The organism is Citrobacter sp. RHB21-C05, from assembly GCF_013889015.1.
Taxonomy (GTDB): Bacteria; Pseudomonadota; Gammaproteobacteria; order Enterobacterales; family Enterobacteriaceae; genus Citrobacter_A; species Citrobacter_A sedlakii.
The window spans coordinates 4,607,113-4,624,032 of record NZ_CP057611.1; the positions used below are offsets into that span (position 1 = coordinate 4,607,113).

General features: G+C 54.4%; 13 protein-coding genes and 1 rRNA gene. 5 read left to right on the forward strand and 9 right to left on the reverse strand.

Features of this window, described 5'->3' with window-relative positions; genetic code table 11:
- Positions 1-33: 33 nt before the first annotated feature.
- Positions 34-1,575: ribosomal RNA gene (locus HVX72_RS21870) — 16S ribosomal RNA — on the reverse strand.
- 480 nt (positions 1,576-2,055) lie between these two features.
- Here HVX72_RS21870 and HVX72_RS21875 point away from each other — a divergent pair.
- Together HVX72_RS21875 and mdtD are read left to right on the forward strand one after the other, a co-directional pair.
- A complete protein-coding gene (locus HVX72_RS21875; protein WP_060569948.1) occupies positions 2,056-2,760 on the forward strand; it encodes a FadR/GntR family transcriptional regulator in 705 nt (234 codons plus the stop codon).
- A gap of 11 nt (positions 2,761-2,771) precedes the next feature.
- Positions 2,772-4,199, forward strand: coding sequence for a multidrug transporter subunit MdtD (gene mdtD, locus HVX72_RS21880; RefSeq protein ID WP_181822277.1), 1,428 nt, complete (start codon positions 2,772-2,774; stop codon positions 4,197-4,199).
- Here the strand turns inward: mdtD and rbsR are convergent.
- The 7 genes from rbsR to kup form a co-directional block, all read right to left on the reverse strand.
- On the reverse strand, positions 4,165-5,163 hold the full coding sequence (rbsR, locus tag HVX72_RS21885; protein ID WP_181822278.1) for a ribose operon transcriptional repressor RbsR: 999 nt from the start codon (positions 5,161-5,163) through the stop codon (positions 4,165-4,167). The two genes, mdtD and rbsR, sit on opposite strands and share 35 nt — an antisense overlap.
- A 3-nt stretch (positions 5,164-5,166) precedes the next feature.
- Positions 5,167-6,096, reverse strand: coding sequence for a ribokinase (rbsK, locus tag HVX72_RS21890; RefSeq protein WP_181823312.1), 930 nt, complete (start codon positions 6,094-6,096; stop codon positions 5,167-5,169).
- Between the two features lie 112 nt (positions 6,097-6,208).
- Positions 6,209-7,099 (reverse strand): ribose ABC transporter substrate-binding protein RbsB, encoded by an 891-nt coding sequence (gene rbsB / locus HVX72_RS21895; RefSeq protein ID WP_042287369.1) that lies wholly within the window; start codon positions 7,097-7,099, stop codon positions 6,209-6,211.
- Positions 7,100-7,123: 24 nt separating this feature from the next.
- Positions 7,124-8,089 (reverse strand): ribose ABC transporter permease, encoded by a 966-nt coding sequence (rbsC, locus tag HVX72_RS21900; RefSeq protein ID WP_042287366.1) that lies wholly within the window; start codon positions 8,087-8,089, stop codon positions 7,124-7,126.
- A gap of 5 nt (positions 8,090-8,094) precedes the next feature.
- Entirely contained in the window at positions 8,095-9,600 is a 1,506-nt protein-coding gene (gene rbsA, locus HVX72_RS21905; RefSeq protein ID WP_042287363.1) for a ribose ABC transporter ATP-binding protein RbsA, read from the reverse strand.
- A 7-nt stretch (positions 9,601-9,607) separates the two neighbouring features.
- The gene (rbsD, locus tag HVX72_RS21910) at positions 9,608-10,027 is read right to left on the reverse strand and encodes a D-ribose pyranase (RefSeq protein WP_042287361.1); all 420 of its coding nucleotides are present in this window, start codon (positions 10,025-10,027) and stop codon (positions 9,608-9,610) included.
- Positions 10,028-10,223: 196 nt separating this feature from the next.
- The gene (gene kup, locus HVX72_RS21915; protein ID WP_042287358.1) at positions 10,224-12,092 is read right to left on the reverse strand and encodes a low affinity potassium transporter Kup; all 1,869 of its coding nucleotides are present in this window, start codon (positions 12,090-12,092) and stop codon (positions 10,224-10,226) included.
- Between the two features lie 221 nt (positions 12,093-12,313).
- On the opposite strand from kup, the gene ravA reads away from it, so the two are divergent.
- Together ravA and viaA are read left to right on the forward strand one after the other, a co-directional pair.
- Positions 12,314-13,810 carry an ATPase RavA gene (gene ravA / locus HVX72_RS21920; RefSeq protein ID WP_060569950.1) on the forward strand — a complete coding sequence of 499 codons (1,497 nt, stop codon included), beginning with the start codon at positions 12,314-12,316 and terminating at the stop codon, positions 13,808-13,810.
- Positions 13,804-15,255, forward strand: a complete 1,452-nt coding sequence (gene viaA / locus HVX72_RS21925) for an ATPase RavA stimulator ViaA (RefSeq protein WP_181822279.1) — start codon at positions 13,804-13,806, stop codon at positions 15,253-15,255. The genes ravA and viaA overlap by 7 nt, the downstream gene beginning before the upstream one ends.
- A gap of 4 nt (positions 15,256-15,259) precedes the next feature.
- Here viaA and asnA read toward each other — a convergent pair whose 3' ends face one another.
- Positions 15,260-16,252 carry an aspartate--ammonia ligase gene (asnA, locus tag HVX72_RS21930; protein WP_060569952.1) on the reverse strand — a complete coding sequence of 331 codons (993 nt, stop codon included), beginning with the start codon at positions 16,250-16,252 and terminating at the stop codon, positions 15,260-15,262.
- A 151-nt stretch (positions 16,253-16,403) separates the two neighbouring features.
- On the opposite strand from asnA, the gene asnC reads away from it, so the two are divergent.
- Entirely contained in the window at positions 16,404-16,862 is a 459-nt protein-coding gene (asnC, locus tag HVX72_RS21935) for a transcriptional regulator AsnC (protein WP_000433016.1), read from the forward strand.
- The last annotated feature ends 58 nt before the right edge of the window (positions 16,863-16,920 follow it).

Sequence of the window (16,920 nt, forward strand, 5' to 3'; positions counted from 1 at the left end):
TGTGTGGACACTACAAAGGCAGGTTCTTTAAGGTAAGGAGGTGATCCAACCGCAGGTTCCCCTACGGTTACCTTGTTACGACTTCACCCCAGTCATGAATCACAAAGTGGTAAGCGCCCTCCCGAAGGTTAAGCTACCTACTTCTTTTGCAACCCACTCCCATGGTGTGACGGGCGGTGTGTACAAGGCCCGGGAACGTATTCACCGTGGCATTCTGATCCACGATTACTAGCGATTCCGACTTCATGGAGTCGAGTTGCAGACTCCAATCCGGACTACGACATACTTTATGAGGTCCGCTTGCTCTCGCGAGGTCGCTTCTCTTTGTATATGCCATTGTAGCACGTGTGTAGCCCTGGTCGTAAGGGCCATGATGACTTGACGTCATCCCCACCTTCCTCCAGTTTATCACTGGCAGTCTCCTTTGAGTTCCCGGCCGGACCGCTGGCAACAAAGGATAAGGGTTGCGCTCGTTGCGGGACTTAACCCAACATTTCACAACACGAGCTGACGACAGCCATGCAGCACCTGTCTCACGGTTCCCGAAGGCACAACCGCATCTCTGCAGTCTTCCGTGGATGTCAAGACCAGGTAAGGTTCTTCGCGTTGCATCGAATTAAACCACATGCTCCACCGCTTGTGCGGGCCCCCGTCAATTCATTTGAGTTTTAACCTTGCGGCCGTACTCCCCAGGCGGTCTACTTAACGCGTTAGCTCCGGAAGCCACGCCTCAAGGGCACAGCCTCCAAGTAGACATCGTTTACGGCGTGGACTACCAGGGTATCTAATCCTGTTTGCTCCCCACGCTTTCGCACCTGAGCGTCAGTCTTCGTCCAGGGGGCCGCCTTCGCCACCGGTATTCCTCCAGATCTCTACGCATTTCACCGCTACACCTGGAATTCTACCCCCCTCTACGAGACTCAAGCCTGCCAGTTTCGAATGCAGTTCCCAGGTTGAGCCCGGGGATTTCACATCCGACTTGACAGACCGCCTGCGTGCGCTTTACGCCCAGTAATTCCGATTAACGCTTGCACCCTCCGTATTACCGCGGCTGCTGGCACGGAGTTAGCCGGTGCTTCTTCTGCGGGTAACGTCAATGACTGCGGTTATTAACCACAATCCCTTCCTCCCCGCTGAAAGTACTTTACAACCCGAAGGCCTTCTTCATACACGCGGCATGGCTGCATCAGGCTTGCGCCCATTGTGCAATATTCCCCACTGCTGCCTCCCGTAGGAGTCTGGACCGTGTCTCAGTTCCAGTGTGGCTGGTCATCCTCTCAGACCAGCTAGGGATCGTCGCCTTGGTGAGCCGTTACCTCACCAACAAGCTAATCCCATCTGGGCACATCCGGTGGCAAGAGGCCCGAAGGTCCCCCTCTTTGGTCTTGCGACGTTATGCGGTATTAGCTACCGTTTCCAGTAGTTATCCCCCTCCACCGGGCAGTTTCCCAGACATTACTCACCCGTCCGCCACTCGTCAGCAAAGCAGCAAGCTGCTTCCTGTTACCGTTCGACTTGCATGTGTTAGGCCTGCCGCCAGCGTTCAATCTGAGCCATGATCAAACTCTTCAATTTAAGTTTGATGCTCGTGAATTAAACTTCGTAATGAATTACGTGTTCACTCAGAGACTTGGTATTCATTTTTCGTCTTGCGACGTTAAGAATCCATGTCACTTTGAGTGCCCACACAGATTGTCTGATAAATTGTTAAAGAGCAGTTGCGACGCGCTTCAGCGCTCTGTCGCGAGGTCACGTATATTACGTTTTCCTCATTCAGAGTCAAGCGATTATTTTCGCTTTTCTCTGCCGGCGTTCATCTCTGAACCCCGCTGACCCGGCGGCTTGCGTGCCGTTGTTCCGTGTCAGTGGTGGCGCATTATAGGGAGTTATTTCGGGCTGACAAGAGGAAATTTAAAATAATTTCGCAACTGTTCCTTTTTTCACCAAAACAGGCGTTAACGTGCCATAAAATAAGCGATTTGCTGTTTTTGCAGCCGCAATCACACTTCCTGATGGCATACTAATGAATAAGAAAAAGAGAAAGGACAATCAGTCATGCCTTTAAGCGCACAACAATTGGCTGCACAGAAAAACATTTCCTGGGTACTGGCTGAAAAGCTGGCGCAGCGGATCTTAAAAGGGGATTACGCACCCGGCGACATTCTTCCCGGTGAAATTGAACTGGGCGATCAGTTTGGTGTTAGCCGCACCGCAGTAAGAGAAGCCGTCAAAACGTTAACCGCCAAAGGTATGGTATTACCGCGCCCACGTATCGGAACACGGGTCATGCCACAGGCTAACTGGAATTTTCTCGACCAGGAGTTACTGAACTGGTGGATGACAGAGGAAAACTTCCAGCAGGTGATCGATCATTTTCTAGTGATGCGGATAAGCCTTGAGCCACAGGCTTGCGCGTTGGCGGCAACGGTGGGTACGGCAGAACAAAAAGCGCATCTGAACACCTTAATGGAAGAAATGGTCGCGCTAAAAAAGAACTTTAAACGTGAGCGCTGGATTGAAGTGGATATGGCCTGGCATGAGCATATTTATGAGATGAGCGCGAACCCGTTCCTCACCTCTTTTGCCTCACTGTTTCACTCTGTCTATCACACCTATTTCAATGCCATTACCTATAACACCGTTGTGAAACTGGATTTGCACCAGACGATAGTAGATGCCATTGCGCAAAGCGACGCTGACGGCGCGTTTAAAGCCTGCCAGGCTTTACTGATGGCGCCTAACGAGCGTCCGGGAAACTAACGGGATACAGAATGATCAGAAAAAAAGCGCGCAGTATGGCTGGATTGCCGTGGATAGCGGCAATGGCCTTTTTTATGCAGGCGCTGGACGCCACCATTCTGAACACCGCTTTACCTGCCATTGCGCAGAGTCTCAACCGTTCACCGCTGGCCATGCAGTCCGCCATTATCAGTTATACCCTGACGGTGGCGATGCTGATACCGGTAAGCGGATGGCTGGCCGACCGCTTCGGCACCCGTCGTGTGTTTATGCTGGCGGTGAGCCTGTTTACGCTCGGTTCACTTGCCTGCGCGCTTTCCAGCTCGCTTCCGGAACTGGTTATCTTTCGCGTTGTTCAGGGCATTGGCGGGGCGATGATGATGCCGGTTGCTCGTCTGGCGCTGTTGCGCGCCTATCCACGTAGCGAGCTGCTGCCCGTTCTGAACTTCGTCACCATGCCGGGGCTGGTAGGACCAATTCTGGGTCCGGTGCTGGGCGGCGTACTGGTCACCTGGGCCAGCTGGCATTGGATCTTCCTGATAAACATTCCGATTGGCGTCGCCGGTATTCTTTACGCGCGCAAATATATGCCGAATTTCACCACACCGCGCCGCAAATTTGATATGTCTGGCTTCTTTCTGTTTGGCCTCAGCCTGGTGCTCTTTTCCAGCGGAATGGAGCTGTTCGGTGAAAAGATAGTCGCCACCTGGATTGCGCTGAGCATTATCCTGCTCAGCATTGTGCTGTTGCTGGCTTATGTACGCCACGCTCGCCGCCATCCCACACCGCTCATTTCTCTGTCGTTATTTAAGACACGGACCTTTTCCGTCGGAATTACCGGCAACCTTGCGACACGGCTGGGGACCGGGTGCGTGCCTTTTTTGATGCCGCTGATGCTCCAGGTGGGATTTGGTTTTCCGGCGTTAATCGCGGGTTGCATGATGGCCCCCACCGCGCTGGGCTCAATTCTGGCTAAATCAATGGTGACCCAGGTGCTGCGCCGTCTGGGTTATCGCACCACGCTGGTGGGGATAACCGTATTTATCGGCCTGATGATTGCGCAATTCTCGTTGCAATCGCCCGCAATGCCAGTCTGGATGCTGATCCTGCCGCTGTTTGTGCTCGGCATGGCGATGTCGACGCAGTTCACAGCGATGAATACCATCACACTTGCCGACCTGACCGATGACAATGCCAGCAGCGGCAACAGCGTGCTGGCCGTAACGCAGCAACTTTCGATTAGCTTAGGTGTGGCGATAAGCGCCGCCGTGCTGCGCATTTATGAAGGCGTAGAGGGAACCAGTACGGTTGAACAGTTCCACTACACCTTTATTACGATGGGCGCGATCACGATCGTGTCTGCGCTGATGTTCATGCTGCTGAAAGCGAAAGATGGTCGCAACCTGATCAAAGACCGTCACGCGCCTAAACCGACCCCCGCTCCATCAGAACAGGAGTGAGCTGCAAACGCTGTTGCTGCAAATCGGGCTGCGCCATGCGATGTATTAGCACATCGATGGCCAGCTCACCCAGTTCATCTTTGGGCTGATGAATGGTAGTCAGCGGCGGCGTCATGTAGCGCGCCAGTTCGATATCGTCATAGCCAATCACCGCCATATCCTGCGGGATCCGCAATCCAGCCTGATACAACGCCTGATACGCGCCGACAGCCATCGCATCATTCCCGGCAAACACGGCCTGGGGTCGCTGTGGATGCGCGAGCAGTTCCTGCATAGCCGCAAACCCGCCGCCAAACTCAAAATTGCCCATGATTTCATAGCCCTCAGGAACGGTAAGCCCTGCGCGCTGCATCGCGGCGCGATACCCCTCAACACGCAGCCGGGCCGGCGTTTTATCCAAAGGCCCGGTGATACAGGCGATACGGGTAAAGCCTTTAGCAATAAGATGCTGCGTGGCTAAGTCGCCGCCGAGCAATGAGTTATCCTGAATGAGATCGCTGTCGCCCTCACCGTCAAAGGGCGACCAGTCCATCATTACGGTGGGGATCGACGGGTAACGCTGCATGATTTCGCGCGACGGCTGGTGCGTTTCGGTACAAAGCAACAGTAAACCATCTACCCGTTTTTGCATCAGCGTTTCCAGATTGCGGTTCATACGTTGCTCATCGCCTTCGGTATTGCATAATACCAGGCTGTAGCCGCGCTCGAAGCAACTGCGTTCTACGCCGCGCACCAGTTCAGAGTAAAAGGGATTGGTACTCGCGGTGATAAGCATACCGATGGTGCGCGTTTGATTCAGCTTCAGGCTGCGCGCCAGGGCTGAAGGGGCGTAATTCAACGTTTTGATCGCCGCTTCGACTTTGTCAGTAATCGCTTCACTGACAAAGCGATCCTTATTAATGACGTGCGAAACGGTAGAAGTGGAAACGCCCGCCAGGCGGGCAACATCCTTCATTGTAGCCAAGCGTTACCTCTGCTGACCTAAAAACGCCTCAATTTCTTCACGCCACGGTACGGAAGGCTGAGCGCCTTTACGGGTAACGGCAATCGCTGCGGCGGCGTGCGCGAAACGAATCGCATCAGACAGCGCCTTGTCTTCCAGTAACGCCGCAATTAGCGCGCCGTTAAAGGTATCGCCCGCGGCAATGGTGTCAACAGCCTCGACCTTAAAGCCCGGCACGCGCTGACCTTCACCTTTCACGCTGGCCCAGACACCGCGGCTGCCTAATGTAATCAGCACCGTATCGATACCTTTTTTATGCAGAACCAGCGCGGCTTTTGCCGCATCTTCATCATTTTCGACACGGATACCGGTTAGCTTTTCCGCTTCAGTTTCGTTCGGAGTGATGATATCCACCAGCGCCAGCAGTTCGTCTGATAATACGCGGGCTGGCGCAGGATTCAGTACGACAGTGGTATGATTTTCGTGCGCGATGTTGGCGGCTGCCAGTACACTGTCGATCGGCGATTCCAGTTGCATCAGCAATGCGGAAGCCTCAGCGATGCGCTCACGCTGCGCCTCAACCCGCGCAGGCGACAGCGCCGCGTTAGCCCCGGCATGAATACCGATCACGTTTTCACCTTCGCCGTTGACGAAAATCAGCGCTACGCCTGTGGGTTCGCCGTCAATTACGCTGACGGGGTCGACGTTGATATTGTCGCTCGCCAGCTGCTGACGAATGCTACTTCCGATATCGTCATCACCGGTACAGGCAATAAACGCAATGTTTGCCCCGCTGCGTCCCGCAGCCACTGCCTGATTCGCGCCTTTACCACCAAAAGCGACCTGATAGTGATTTCCGGTGACCGTCTCACCAGGTGCAGGAAATGTCTCAAGATTAAGAATATGGTCGGCATTAATGCTGCCGAGAACGACAAGTTTGCCTGCGGTTTTCATGTTCGGGGTGTCCATCAGAGAGCGCCACCGGTGTGACCCGGTGGCGTATGCCACACTTTACTTTTCTTTATTTGATGTCCCTCAGACGACGCGAGGTCGTCTGAATCGCCTACTACTGCTTAATGACCAGCTTCAGGTCAACCGGGTATTTGGCCTGAACTTTCTCGCCTTTCAGTACTTTGTCTGCCGTTTCTACGCCTTTCGCGCCGATCTGGTCAGGTAACTGAGCGATAGTCGCCGCCAGTTTGCCATCATTTACCGCTTTCTCGCCATCTGGTGTGCCGTCAAATCCGACGACCATCACATCAGATTTACCGGCGGTTTGCAGCGCACGCAGTGCGCCCAGCGCCATCTCATCATTCTGAGCGAATACCGCCTGCACGTCCGGATGCGCGGTCAGCAGGTTCTGCATCACGTTCAGACCTTTAGTGCGGTCGAAGTCAGCTGGCTGGCTGGCCAGTACATTAAATTTGTGTGCGGCGACCGCCTGCTGGAAACCTTCGCCACGTTCACGCGCCGCAGATGTACCGGCTATGCCCTGCAATTCAATGACTTTCGCGCCTTCGCCAGCTTTCTTCGCAATGTAGTCGCCCGCGATTTTGCCGCCCAACACGTTGTCAGACGCGATGTGGCTGACAACATCGCCTTTCGTCGCCTGGCGGTCAAGGGTGATGACCGGGATCTTCGCCTGGTTTGCCATCTTCACGGCATTACCTACCGCGTCGGAATCAGTTGGGTTAATCAGCAGGATTTTAGTGCCACGAACGGTTAAGTCCTGAACGTTCGCCAACTCTTTCGCCGGGTTATTCTGGGAATCCAGCACCACCAGGTTGTAGCCCAATTTATCGGCTTCTTTCTGCGCCCCATCTTTCAGGGAAACAAAGAACGGGTTGTTCAGCGTGGAGACCACCAGCGCAATGGTATCTTTCGCCATCGCATTCGCGCTTACGGTGGCGCTTAGCGCAACAGCTGAAACCAGGGTAGCCAGTTTTTTCATGTTCATATTTAAGATGTCCTGTAGTCGTTGTTACTGCTTTTTGTTGTCTACCAGTACCGCCAGCAATATCACCACCGCTTTGACGATCATCTGGTAATAGGAGGAAACACCTAACAAATTCAAACCATTATTCAGGAAACCAAGAATCAATGCGCCGATCAAGGTCCCAACAATGCGCCCTTTACCTCCCGCCAGACTGGTCCCGCCAAGCACAACAGCCGCAATGGCGTCGAGTTCATAGCCCGTCCCGGCTGTAGGCTGCGCGGAGGAAAGTCGCGCCACTTCAATGATGCCCGCCAGCGACGCCAGCAGGCCGCAGAGCGAATAAACGATAATTTTGATTTTACTGACGCTGATACCGGACAAGCGGGTTGCCGCTTCGTTACCGCCCAGCGCGTAAATATAGCGGCCCAGCCGGGTATGGTGCAGCATGTACCACGCCGCCAGGAAGACAATCCCCATGATCCACACCGGCGTCGGAACACCCAGCGGACGGCCAATACCGAACCAACCAAACAGATCGGCGTTTTCGGTAAAGCCGGTATTCACCGGGCTTCCGTTGGTGTAAACCATCGTCACGCCACGTAACAGCAGCATCATTACCAGCGTGGCGATAAACGCCTGTACTCGCCCTTTCGCCACGATAACGCCAGTCACCGCGCCCACGGCGGCACCTAATGCCAGCGCGGCGGCAACGGCCACCAGCGCGTTCACCTCCAGTCCAACAATGGAAGCGGCAACGGCGCCGGTGAGTGCCAGCAGGGAACCGACGGACAGATCGATACCCGACGTCAAAATCACCAGCGTCATCCCGACCGCCATAATGGCGTTTACGGAGGTCTGCTGAAGAATGTTGAACAGGTTATTAACGGTAAAAAAGTTAGGGCTTAAGGTCGATACAATCGCGATCAGCACCAACAGCGCAATGAGCGACTTCTGCTCCATCAACCACGCTTTGGTGAAATAACGGCGACCAGAAACAGCCTGGGTAGTCATTTTTTTTACTCCTGATTCACGCGATTAAGCTTGCCCACAGCGGCAGCCATCAGAACTTCCTGGGTGGCCTGCTCGCGAGTGAATTCACCGCCGAGATGCCCTTCATGCATGACGATAATGCGATCGCTCATGCCTAATACTTCTGGCATCTCAGAGGAGACCAGAATGATGCTCAGGCCATCGGCCTTAAACTGGTTGATCAGCTGATAAATTTCTTTCTTTGCGCCAACGTCGACGCCGCGGGTAGGCTCATCAAGAATCAACACTTTAGGGCGGGTCATCAGCCCGCGGGCAATCGCCACTTTCTGCTGATTCCCGCCGGACAACAGGCCAATCGCCTGCTCCATCGACGGGGTTTTGACGTTAAAGAGACGGATAAAATCGCTCACCGCCTGTTGCTCATCTTTATGCTTCAGGCTGCCGCCGGCACGGCTGAAATAGCGCAGCGCGGTCAGTGACATGTTCTCTTTCACTGACATCCCCAACACTAAGCCGTCGCGTTTGCGGTCTTCGGAGATATAGACAATGCCATTCGCCAGTCCGTCCTGTGGCGCGCGGGTGATCACCTCGTGCCCGTCGAGCGTCACGTTACCGCTGGTGCGCGGCAGTGCCCCGTACAGCACTTTCATCAGCTCGGTGCGGCCTGCCCCCATCAATCCGGACACGCCGAGGATCTCCCCTTTGCGTAAGGTAAACGAGACATTGTTCACGCCGGGGCCGCACAGGCTGTCGACTTTCAGACGCACGTCGCCCGGCGCTTTATCCAGCCGCGGATACTGATCTTCCAGCTTGCGCCCCACCATCATTTCGATCAGTGAATCTTCGGTCAGCGAGGCCACTTCCCGTTCGGCAATAAACTGCCCGTCACGGAAAACGGTGACGTCGTCGCAGATCTCGAAAATCTCTTTCATGCGGTGGGAAATATAGACAATGCCGCGCCCCTGCGATTTCAGCTCGCGGATAACGCGGAAAAGAGATTCGGTTTCGGTATCGGTCAAAGCGTCGGTCGGTTCATCCATGATGATGACTCTGGACTCAAAGCTCAGCACTTTGGCGATCTCGACCATCTGCTGATCGCCAATCGACAGCTCCCCTACCAGCCGATCGCTCTTAAAGCGCAGGTTGAGCTTCGCTAACAGTTGATCCGCTTCGGCATACATTTTTTTCCAGTCGATTTTGCCAAAACGGTTAACAAATTCGCGACCAAGAAAGATGTTCTCCGCAATGGTGAGCTGCGGGATCAGGTTCAGTTCCTGGTGGATGATGCCGATCCCGGCTTCTTGCGAAGATTTCGGTCCGTTAAAAGTGGTCTCTTTCCCCAGCCATACCAATGACCCCGCATCGCGGGTATAGATACCGGTCAGCACTTTCATCATGGTGGATTTGCCCGCACCGTTCTCGCCCACCAGCGCCATCACGCGGCCCGGGTAGACGTTGAGTGCGGCGCCGGAAAGCGCCTTCACGCCCGGGAACGACTTATCGATCCCTTTGAGTTGCAGTAATGCGTCCATGGTGGCCTCAGAAAGTGACGCCGGCACAGAGAATGATATTCGCATACGGGGAACACTCCCCGCTGCGAATTACCGCCTGACTGTCTGCGGTTTGTTGTTTAAAGTGTTCATGCGTGGTGTAACGAATTTCAATAGTGTTTCCCTGGTGTTGCTGCAGCTGCTCAAGAGAATTGAGCAACGCTTCGTGGAGTTGCGGATTATGTTGTTTTATTTCCGTCGCGAGAATGGCCGACTCAACCTGCATCTCACGGGTGACAACCTCCAGTACCTGCATGAACGAAGGTACGCCCTGGGTTAATGCCATATCGATACGCGTTGTACTGTTTGGGATGGGTAAACCTGCGTCACACACTACCAGCGTATCGGTATGTCCCAGACGGGAAATCACCGATGAAATCTCAGAGTTAAGTACTGCGCCTTTCTTCATTTTTCTTGCTCCACTAGCGAAACGTTTCGCTGACATCAGTTTTATCTTAACGGTGTTCAGAAAACCATCATGACGTAACAGATTTGTGATCGGCGTCGAAACGTTTCGCTACGTGAAACAGAGCGTCATATGGGCGGGAAGATAAAGCGGGGAGTATGCCGGGTAAGCGAAGCGCCACCCGGCATTTCAAGCAAACTTAAATCTCGACCTGGGTGCCTAACTCAATGACGCGGTTAGGCGGGATCTCAAACTGGTCAGGCGCACGCAGGGCGTTACGTTGCAAAATAAGATACAGCTTGCCCCGCAGGCGCAAGTACCAGGGGCGCTTGCCGATAATTAACGACTCGTGCGACATAAAGAACGACGTCTCCATCATCCGGCAGCTCAGCCCTTCCAGACCGCAACGGTGGAACACTTCCTCTACATTTGGCGTTTCGCGCCAGCCGTAGCTGGCCACCACGCGCCAGAAGGTCGGCGACAGCTGCTCAATCTGTACGCGGCGGACGTTATGCACATACGGCGCATCTTCGGTTCGCAACGTCAGCAGGATCACCCGTTCGTGCAGCACCTTGTTATGCTTCAGGTTATGCATTAACGCAAAGGGGATCACATTCAGCGCACGGGACATATACACCGCCGTCCCCGGCACACGCACCGGCGGCGATTTTTCCAGCGAAGCGATCATCGCTTCCAGCGAGTTTCCGTGCTCATGCATACGGCGCAGCAGACGGAAGCGTTCGCTTTTCCAGGTGGTCATGATAGTGAACATCACCAGCCCCAGAGAAAGCGGCAGCCAGCCGCCGGACAGAAGTTTATCGAGGTTGGCGGAAAACAACGGAATATCGATGCACAGGAACGCCACCAGAATCAGCGCCACAAAGTACTTATTCCAGTGCCAGTTTTTACGCGCCACGGTGGTGGACAGAATAGATGTCAGTACCATCGTACCGGTAACGGCAATACCGTATGCCGCCGCCAGGTTGCTGGAATGCTCGAAGCTGACAATAACGATCACCACCGCGATGTAGAGCATCCAGTTCACAAACGGAATGTAGATCTGCCCGGACTCCATTTCGGATGTGTGAATAATGCGCATCGGTGACAGATATCCCAGACGAACCGCCTGCCGAGTGAGCGAGAAAACGCCGGAAATGACCGCCTGCGAGGCGATAACGGTCGCCAGCGCGGCAAGGATCAGCAGCGGGATCAGCGCCCAGTCAGGCGCCAGCAGGAAGAACGGGTTTTTAATCGCTTCCGGTTGCTTCAACAACAACGCCCCCTGACCAAAGTAGTTCAGTACCAGCGAAGGCAGCACCACCGAAAACCACGCCAGGCGAATCGGAAACTTACCAAAGTGCCCCATATCGGCATACAGAGCTTCCACACCGGTGATCGACAGCACTACCGCGCCCAGCGCAATAAAGGAGACGGTTTTATATTCAAGGAAGAAATGTACCGCCCACATCGGGTTTAATGCGTGCAGGACTTCCGGATTACCGATAATACTGCGCACGCCCAGCACCGCCAGAACCAGGAACCAGGTCAGCATAATCGGCGCGAACAATTTGCCTACCATACCGGTACCGTGCTTCTGAATCATAAACAGCAGCGTCAGGACGACAATCGACAGCGGCACAATCCAGGTATCCAACTGCGGCGCGACAATTTCCAGACCTTCAATGGCCGACATCACCGAGATGGCAGGGGTGATCACGACCTCGCCATAGAAAAAGCTGCCGCCGATCAGCCCCATGATCACCAACAGGGAGGTCGTTCGCGCAGAGGTATTCCGCCCGGCGAGCGACATCAGCGTCAGGATCCCCCCTTCACCGGCGTTATCCGCGCGCATGACGAAGGTCAGATACTTGATGGAAACAACAAAGATCAGCAGCCAGAAAATTAGCGACAGGAAGCCAAACACGGCATCGCGTTCAACGCCAAAACCAAACTGACCGGACAAACATTCACGAAGTGTATAAAGTGGGCTGGTACCAATATCACCGTAGACAACCCCAATGGCCGCGAGCGTAATCGCAGACAATGATTGCTTTTTATCAGTGCTCATAGACTAGTCTTTCGTTATAAAAGAAATGTGTACCTGGTCCCTTGGCCCACAAAAAAGCGCACAGTATGCACGATTAATCGCAAAATCGTACCCCTAAATGAGTCCAGATTAACCTGGCTCAAAAAAAATAAATCCACCTCCCGGACCCGTTCAGCCCACGGAGCGAAACGTCTATACTCGCTGTTAACGCAGTACTTTTTACAGAAGGACGCCACTCTATTATGGCTCACCCACATCTCTTAGCAGAAAGAATTTCACGTCTGAGCAGTGCGCTGGAAAAAGGATTGTTTGAGCGCAGCCACGCCATTCGACTTTGTCTGCTGGCGGCCCTGAGCGGCGAGAGCGTTTTCCTGCTCGGCCCGCCAGGAATAGCTAAAAGCCTAATCGCGCGCCGGCTGAAATTCGCGTTCCAGAATGCGCGCGCGTTCGAATATCTGATGACCCGTTTTTCCACGCCGGAAGAGGTTTTTGGACCTCTTTCCATTCAGGCGCTAAAAGATGAAGGCCGCTACGAACGCTTAACCGCCGGGTATCTGCCCGAAGCTGAAATCGTTTTTCTAGATGAGATCTGGAAAGCGGGTCCGGCCATTCTGAACACGCTGTTAACCGCCATCAATGAACGCCATTTTCGTAACGGCGCGCATGAAGAAAAAATTCCTATGCGCCTGCTGGTGGCGGCGTCCAACGAACTGCCGGAGGCGGACAGCAGTCTGGAAGCACTGTATGACCGTATGCTGATCCGCCTGTGGCTGGATAAAGTCCAGGACAAAACCAACTTCCGCGCCATGCTGACCAGCCAGCAGGACGAAAATGAAAACCCCGTCGCCGCGTCGCTCCAGATTAGCGATGATGAGTATCATCAGTGGCAAAAGGAGATTGGCGCGGTTTTGCTGCCCGATCATGTATTTGAGTTGGTTTTTACCCTGCGCCAGCAGTTGGAAAATGTCCCCAACGCGCCCTATGTTTCTGACCGACGCTGGAAGAAAGCCATACGCCTGTTGCAGGCCAGCGCCTTCTTCAGCGGACGCGACGCGGTGGCGCCAATCGATCTTATTCTGCTGAAAGATTGTCTGTGGTACGACGCCCAGAGCCTGAATTTGATGCAACAACAGCTCGAAATATTGATGACCGGGCACGCCTGGCAGCAGCAGGCAATGCTGACACGCCTTGCCGGTATCGTCCAGCGGCGCATTCAGCTTCAACAGCAACAAAGCGATAAAACCGCTTTTACCGTCATTCGCCAGGGCGGCATGTTCAGCCGCCGTCCACATTACGACTTGCCTCCTGACATCACCGCCTCATCCCTGACCCTACTGCTACAACAGCCGCTGAAGCTGCACGATATGGAAGTGATCCACATCGCTTTTGAACGTAGCGCGCTGGAGCAGTGGCTGGCGAAAGGTGGAGAGATCCGCGGTAAACTCAACGGGATAGGATTTGCCCAGACGCTGAACATGGAGGTGGATAGCGCTCAGCATCTGGTCGTGCGCGATGTCAGCTTACAGGGCACACGTCTGGCGCTCCCCGGTTCCTCTGAAGAAGCCATGCCCGGCGAAATCAAACAACAGCTGGAAGAACTGGCTAACGACTGGCATCTGCAACATACCCGCTTTAGCGAGCAGCAAAAATGCCTGTTCATTCATAGCGACTGGCTGGGACGCATTGAAGCCAGCCTGCAGGACGTTGGTGAGCAGATCCGTCAGGCGCAACAATGCTGACGCTGGATACGCTGAATGTGATGTTAGCCGTCAGCGAAGAGGGGATGATCGAAGAGATGATCCTCGCACTACTGGCCTCGCCGCAGTTGGCTGTGTTCTTTGAAAAATTTCCCCGCCTGAAAACAGCGATAACGAACGATCTCCCGCGCTGGCGTGAAGCGTTACGTAGTCGGCTAAAAGATACGAGGGTGCCGCCGGCGCTCACGGAGGAGGTGATGTGCTACCAGCAGAGCCAGCTTCTCTCCAGCGCTCAGTTCGTCGTGCAGCTTCCGCGCATTCTCGCGCTGCTGCACCGATTACATTCTCCCTGGGCCGCGCAGGCGCAGCAGCTGGTGGACAACAATGCGGTGTTTACCCCTGCCCTGCATACGCTTTTTCTCCAGCGCTGGCGCTTAAGCCTGGTCGTGCAAGCCACCACGTTAAACCAGCAGTTGCTGGAAGAAGAACGCGAGCAGTTACTCAGTGAGGTTCAGGAAAGAATGACCCTCAGCGGCCAGTTGGATCCCGTGCTGGCGGAAAACGATACCGCGGCAGGTCGCCTGTGGGACATGAGCGCCGGACAGCTCAGGCGCGGCGATTATCAATTGATCGTCAAATACGGCGACTTCCTGGCCGATCAGCCAGAGCTTCAGCGGCTGGCGGAACAGTTAGGGCGCTCCAGAGAGGCGAATTCCGTCCCGCGTAAGGACGCGCCAATGGAGACTTTCCGCACGCTGGTGCGCGAACCCGCGACGGTGCCTGAGCAGGTTGATGGCATTCAACAGAGTGATGACATTCTGCGTCTGCTGCCACCGGAACTGGCGACGCTCGGCATTACAGAGCTGGAATATGAGTTTTATCGGCGGCTCCTGGAAAAGCAACTGCTCACTTACCGTCTGCAGGGCGAGGCCTGGCGCGAAAAAGTCACCGAGCGGCCGGTGGTTCACCAGGCTGTCGACGAGCAGCCGCGCGGACCGTTTATCGTCTGTGTGGACACGTCTGGTTCCATGGGCGGCTTCAACGAACAGTGCGCAAAGGCGTTTTGCCTGGCGTTGATGCGCATTGCCCTCGCCGATAACCGTCGCTGCGTTATTATGTTGTTTTCTACTGAAGTGGTGCGTTATGAGCTTTCCGGGCCGGAAGGTATCGAACAGGCGATTCGCTTTTTAAGCCAGCGCTTTCGCGGCGGTACGGATATCGCCAGCTGTTTTCGCGCCATCATTGAACGGATGGATGGACGGGAGTGGTCTGATGCCGACGCGGTGGTGATTTCGGACTTTATTGCCCAGCGCCTGCCGGATGACGTGATAAGTCAGGTAGGGGAACTCCAGCGCGTTCATCAACATCGGTTTCATGCGGTAGCGATGTCCGCGCATGGCAAACCCGGCATCATGCGTATTTTCGATCATATCTGGCGCTTTGACACCGGGATGCGAAGCCGCCTGCTGAGACGCTGGCGGCGCTAGAGAATTACAGCAGAGACGAGACGCTTTCACGCACCTGCGCTGGCCACACGCCGCACTGAACCTGACCAATGTGCGGCAGTTGCAGTAACAACATGGTCAGACGGGACTGGCCGATACCACCGCCGATAGTTTGCGGCATTTCACCGCGCAACAGCGCCTGGTGCCACTCCAGGCTCAGACGATCTTCATCGCCGGTCAGTTTAAGCTGGCGTTTCAGCGCATCGGCATCAACGCGGATCCCCATTGAAGACAGCTCAAAAGCGTCTTCAAGAACCGGGTTCCACACCAGAATATCGCCGTTCAGACCGGCATAGCCCAGATCGGAATCGGAACTCCAGTCGTCGTAATCCGGGGCGCGAACGTCGTGACGATGACCGTCGCTCAGTTTCCCGCCAATGCCGACCAGAAATACTGCGCCCAGTTCTTTGGCGATCGCCCGCTCGCGGCCTTTGGCATCGAGATCCGGGTAACGCGCCAGCAATTCCTGGCTGTGAATAAACTGGATCTGATCCGGCAGGAACGGCGCCAGACCAAACTCTTTGCTTACGGCGGCTTCGGTCGTCTTAATCCCTGCCCAGATCGCCTCTACCGTGCTTTTCAGGGTGGAGAATTGACGCTCGCCGTCACCCATGACGCGCTCCCAGTCCCACTGATCGACATAGACCGAGTGAAGCGGGGAAAGTCGGTCTTCATCCGGGCGCAGCGCTTTCATGTGCGTGTACAGCCCTTCGCCCGCGCTGAAGTCGTGTTGTCCCAGTGTCTGACGTTTCCACTTGGCCAGTGAATGCACCACTTCGAACTGGGCTTCAGGCAACGCCTTCACTTTAACCTGTACCGCTTTTTCACAGCCTGACAAGTTATCCTGCGTGCCATCACCAACCCGGCTGAGAATCGGCGCCTGGACTTCAATCAGACCCAGACGCTCTTCCAACTGGCGAGAGAAGTGCGATTTCACGAAGCTAATTTGACGTTGTTTGGCGATATAAGCGGTTTTCATTGTATTTACTCCTGCGTCCTGTTGCCTCTGATTAAGCAACAGAATGCGGTCATTATTCAATAATCCACAAACAAAAAGCCGTTGTCGATTTTAATTCGATAAAAATCAGGTCTAAAATAGAGTGAATCATTAATCAACATAAGAAAAACCTATGGAAAATTATCAGATCGACAATCTGGACCGCGGCATCCTCGACGCTTTAATGGAAAACGCTCGCACCGCCTACGCCGAACTGGCAAAACAGTTTGGCGTAAGTCCCGGGACCATTCACGTACGTGTAGAAAAGATGAAGCAGGCAGGGATCATCACCGGCGCACGCATCGATGTCAGTCCTAAGCAGTTGGGTTATGACGTTGGCTGCTTCATCGGCATTATCCTTAAAAGCGCGAAAGACTATCCCTCTGCGCTGGCCAGGCTGGAAAGTCTTGATGAGGTCACTGAAGCGTATTACACCACCGGGCACTACAGCATCTTTATAAAGGTCATGTGCAAATCGATCGACGCGCTCCAGCATGTACTTATCAACAAGATCCAAACAATTGATGAAATTCAGTCCACCGAAACGCTGATCGTCTTGCAGAACCCGATTATGCGCACCATCAAGCCATGAACGGCTTTTTTAATCCCACATTTTTCCACAGGTAGATCCCAGCTCGCTCACAGCGTAC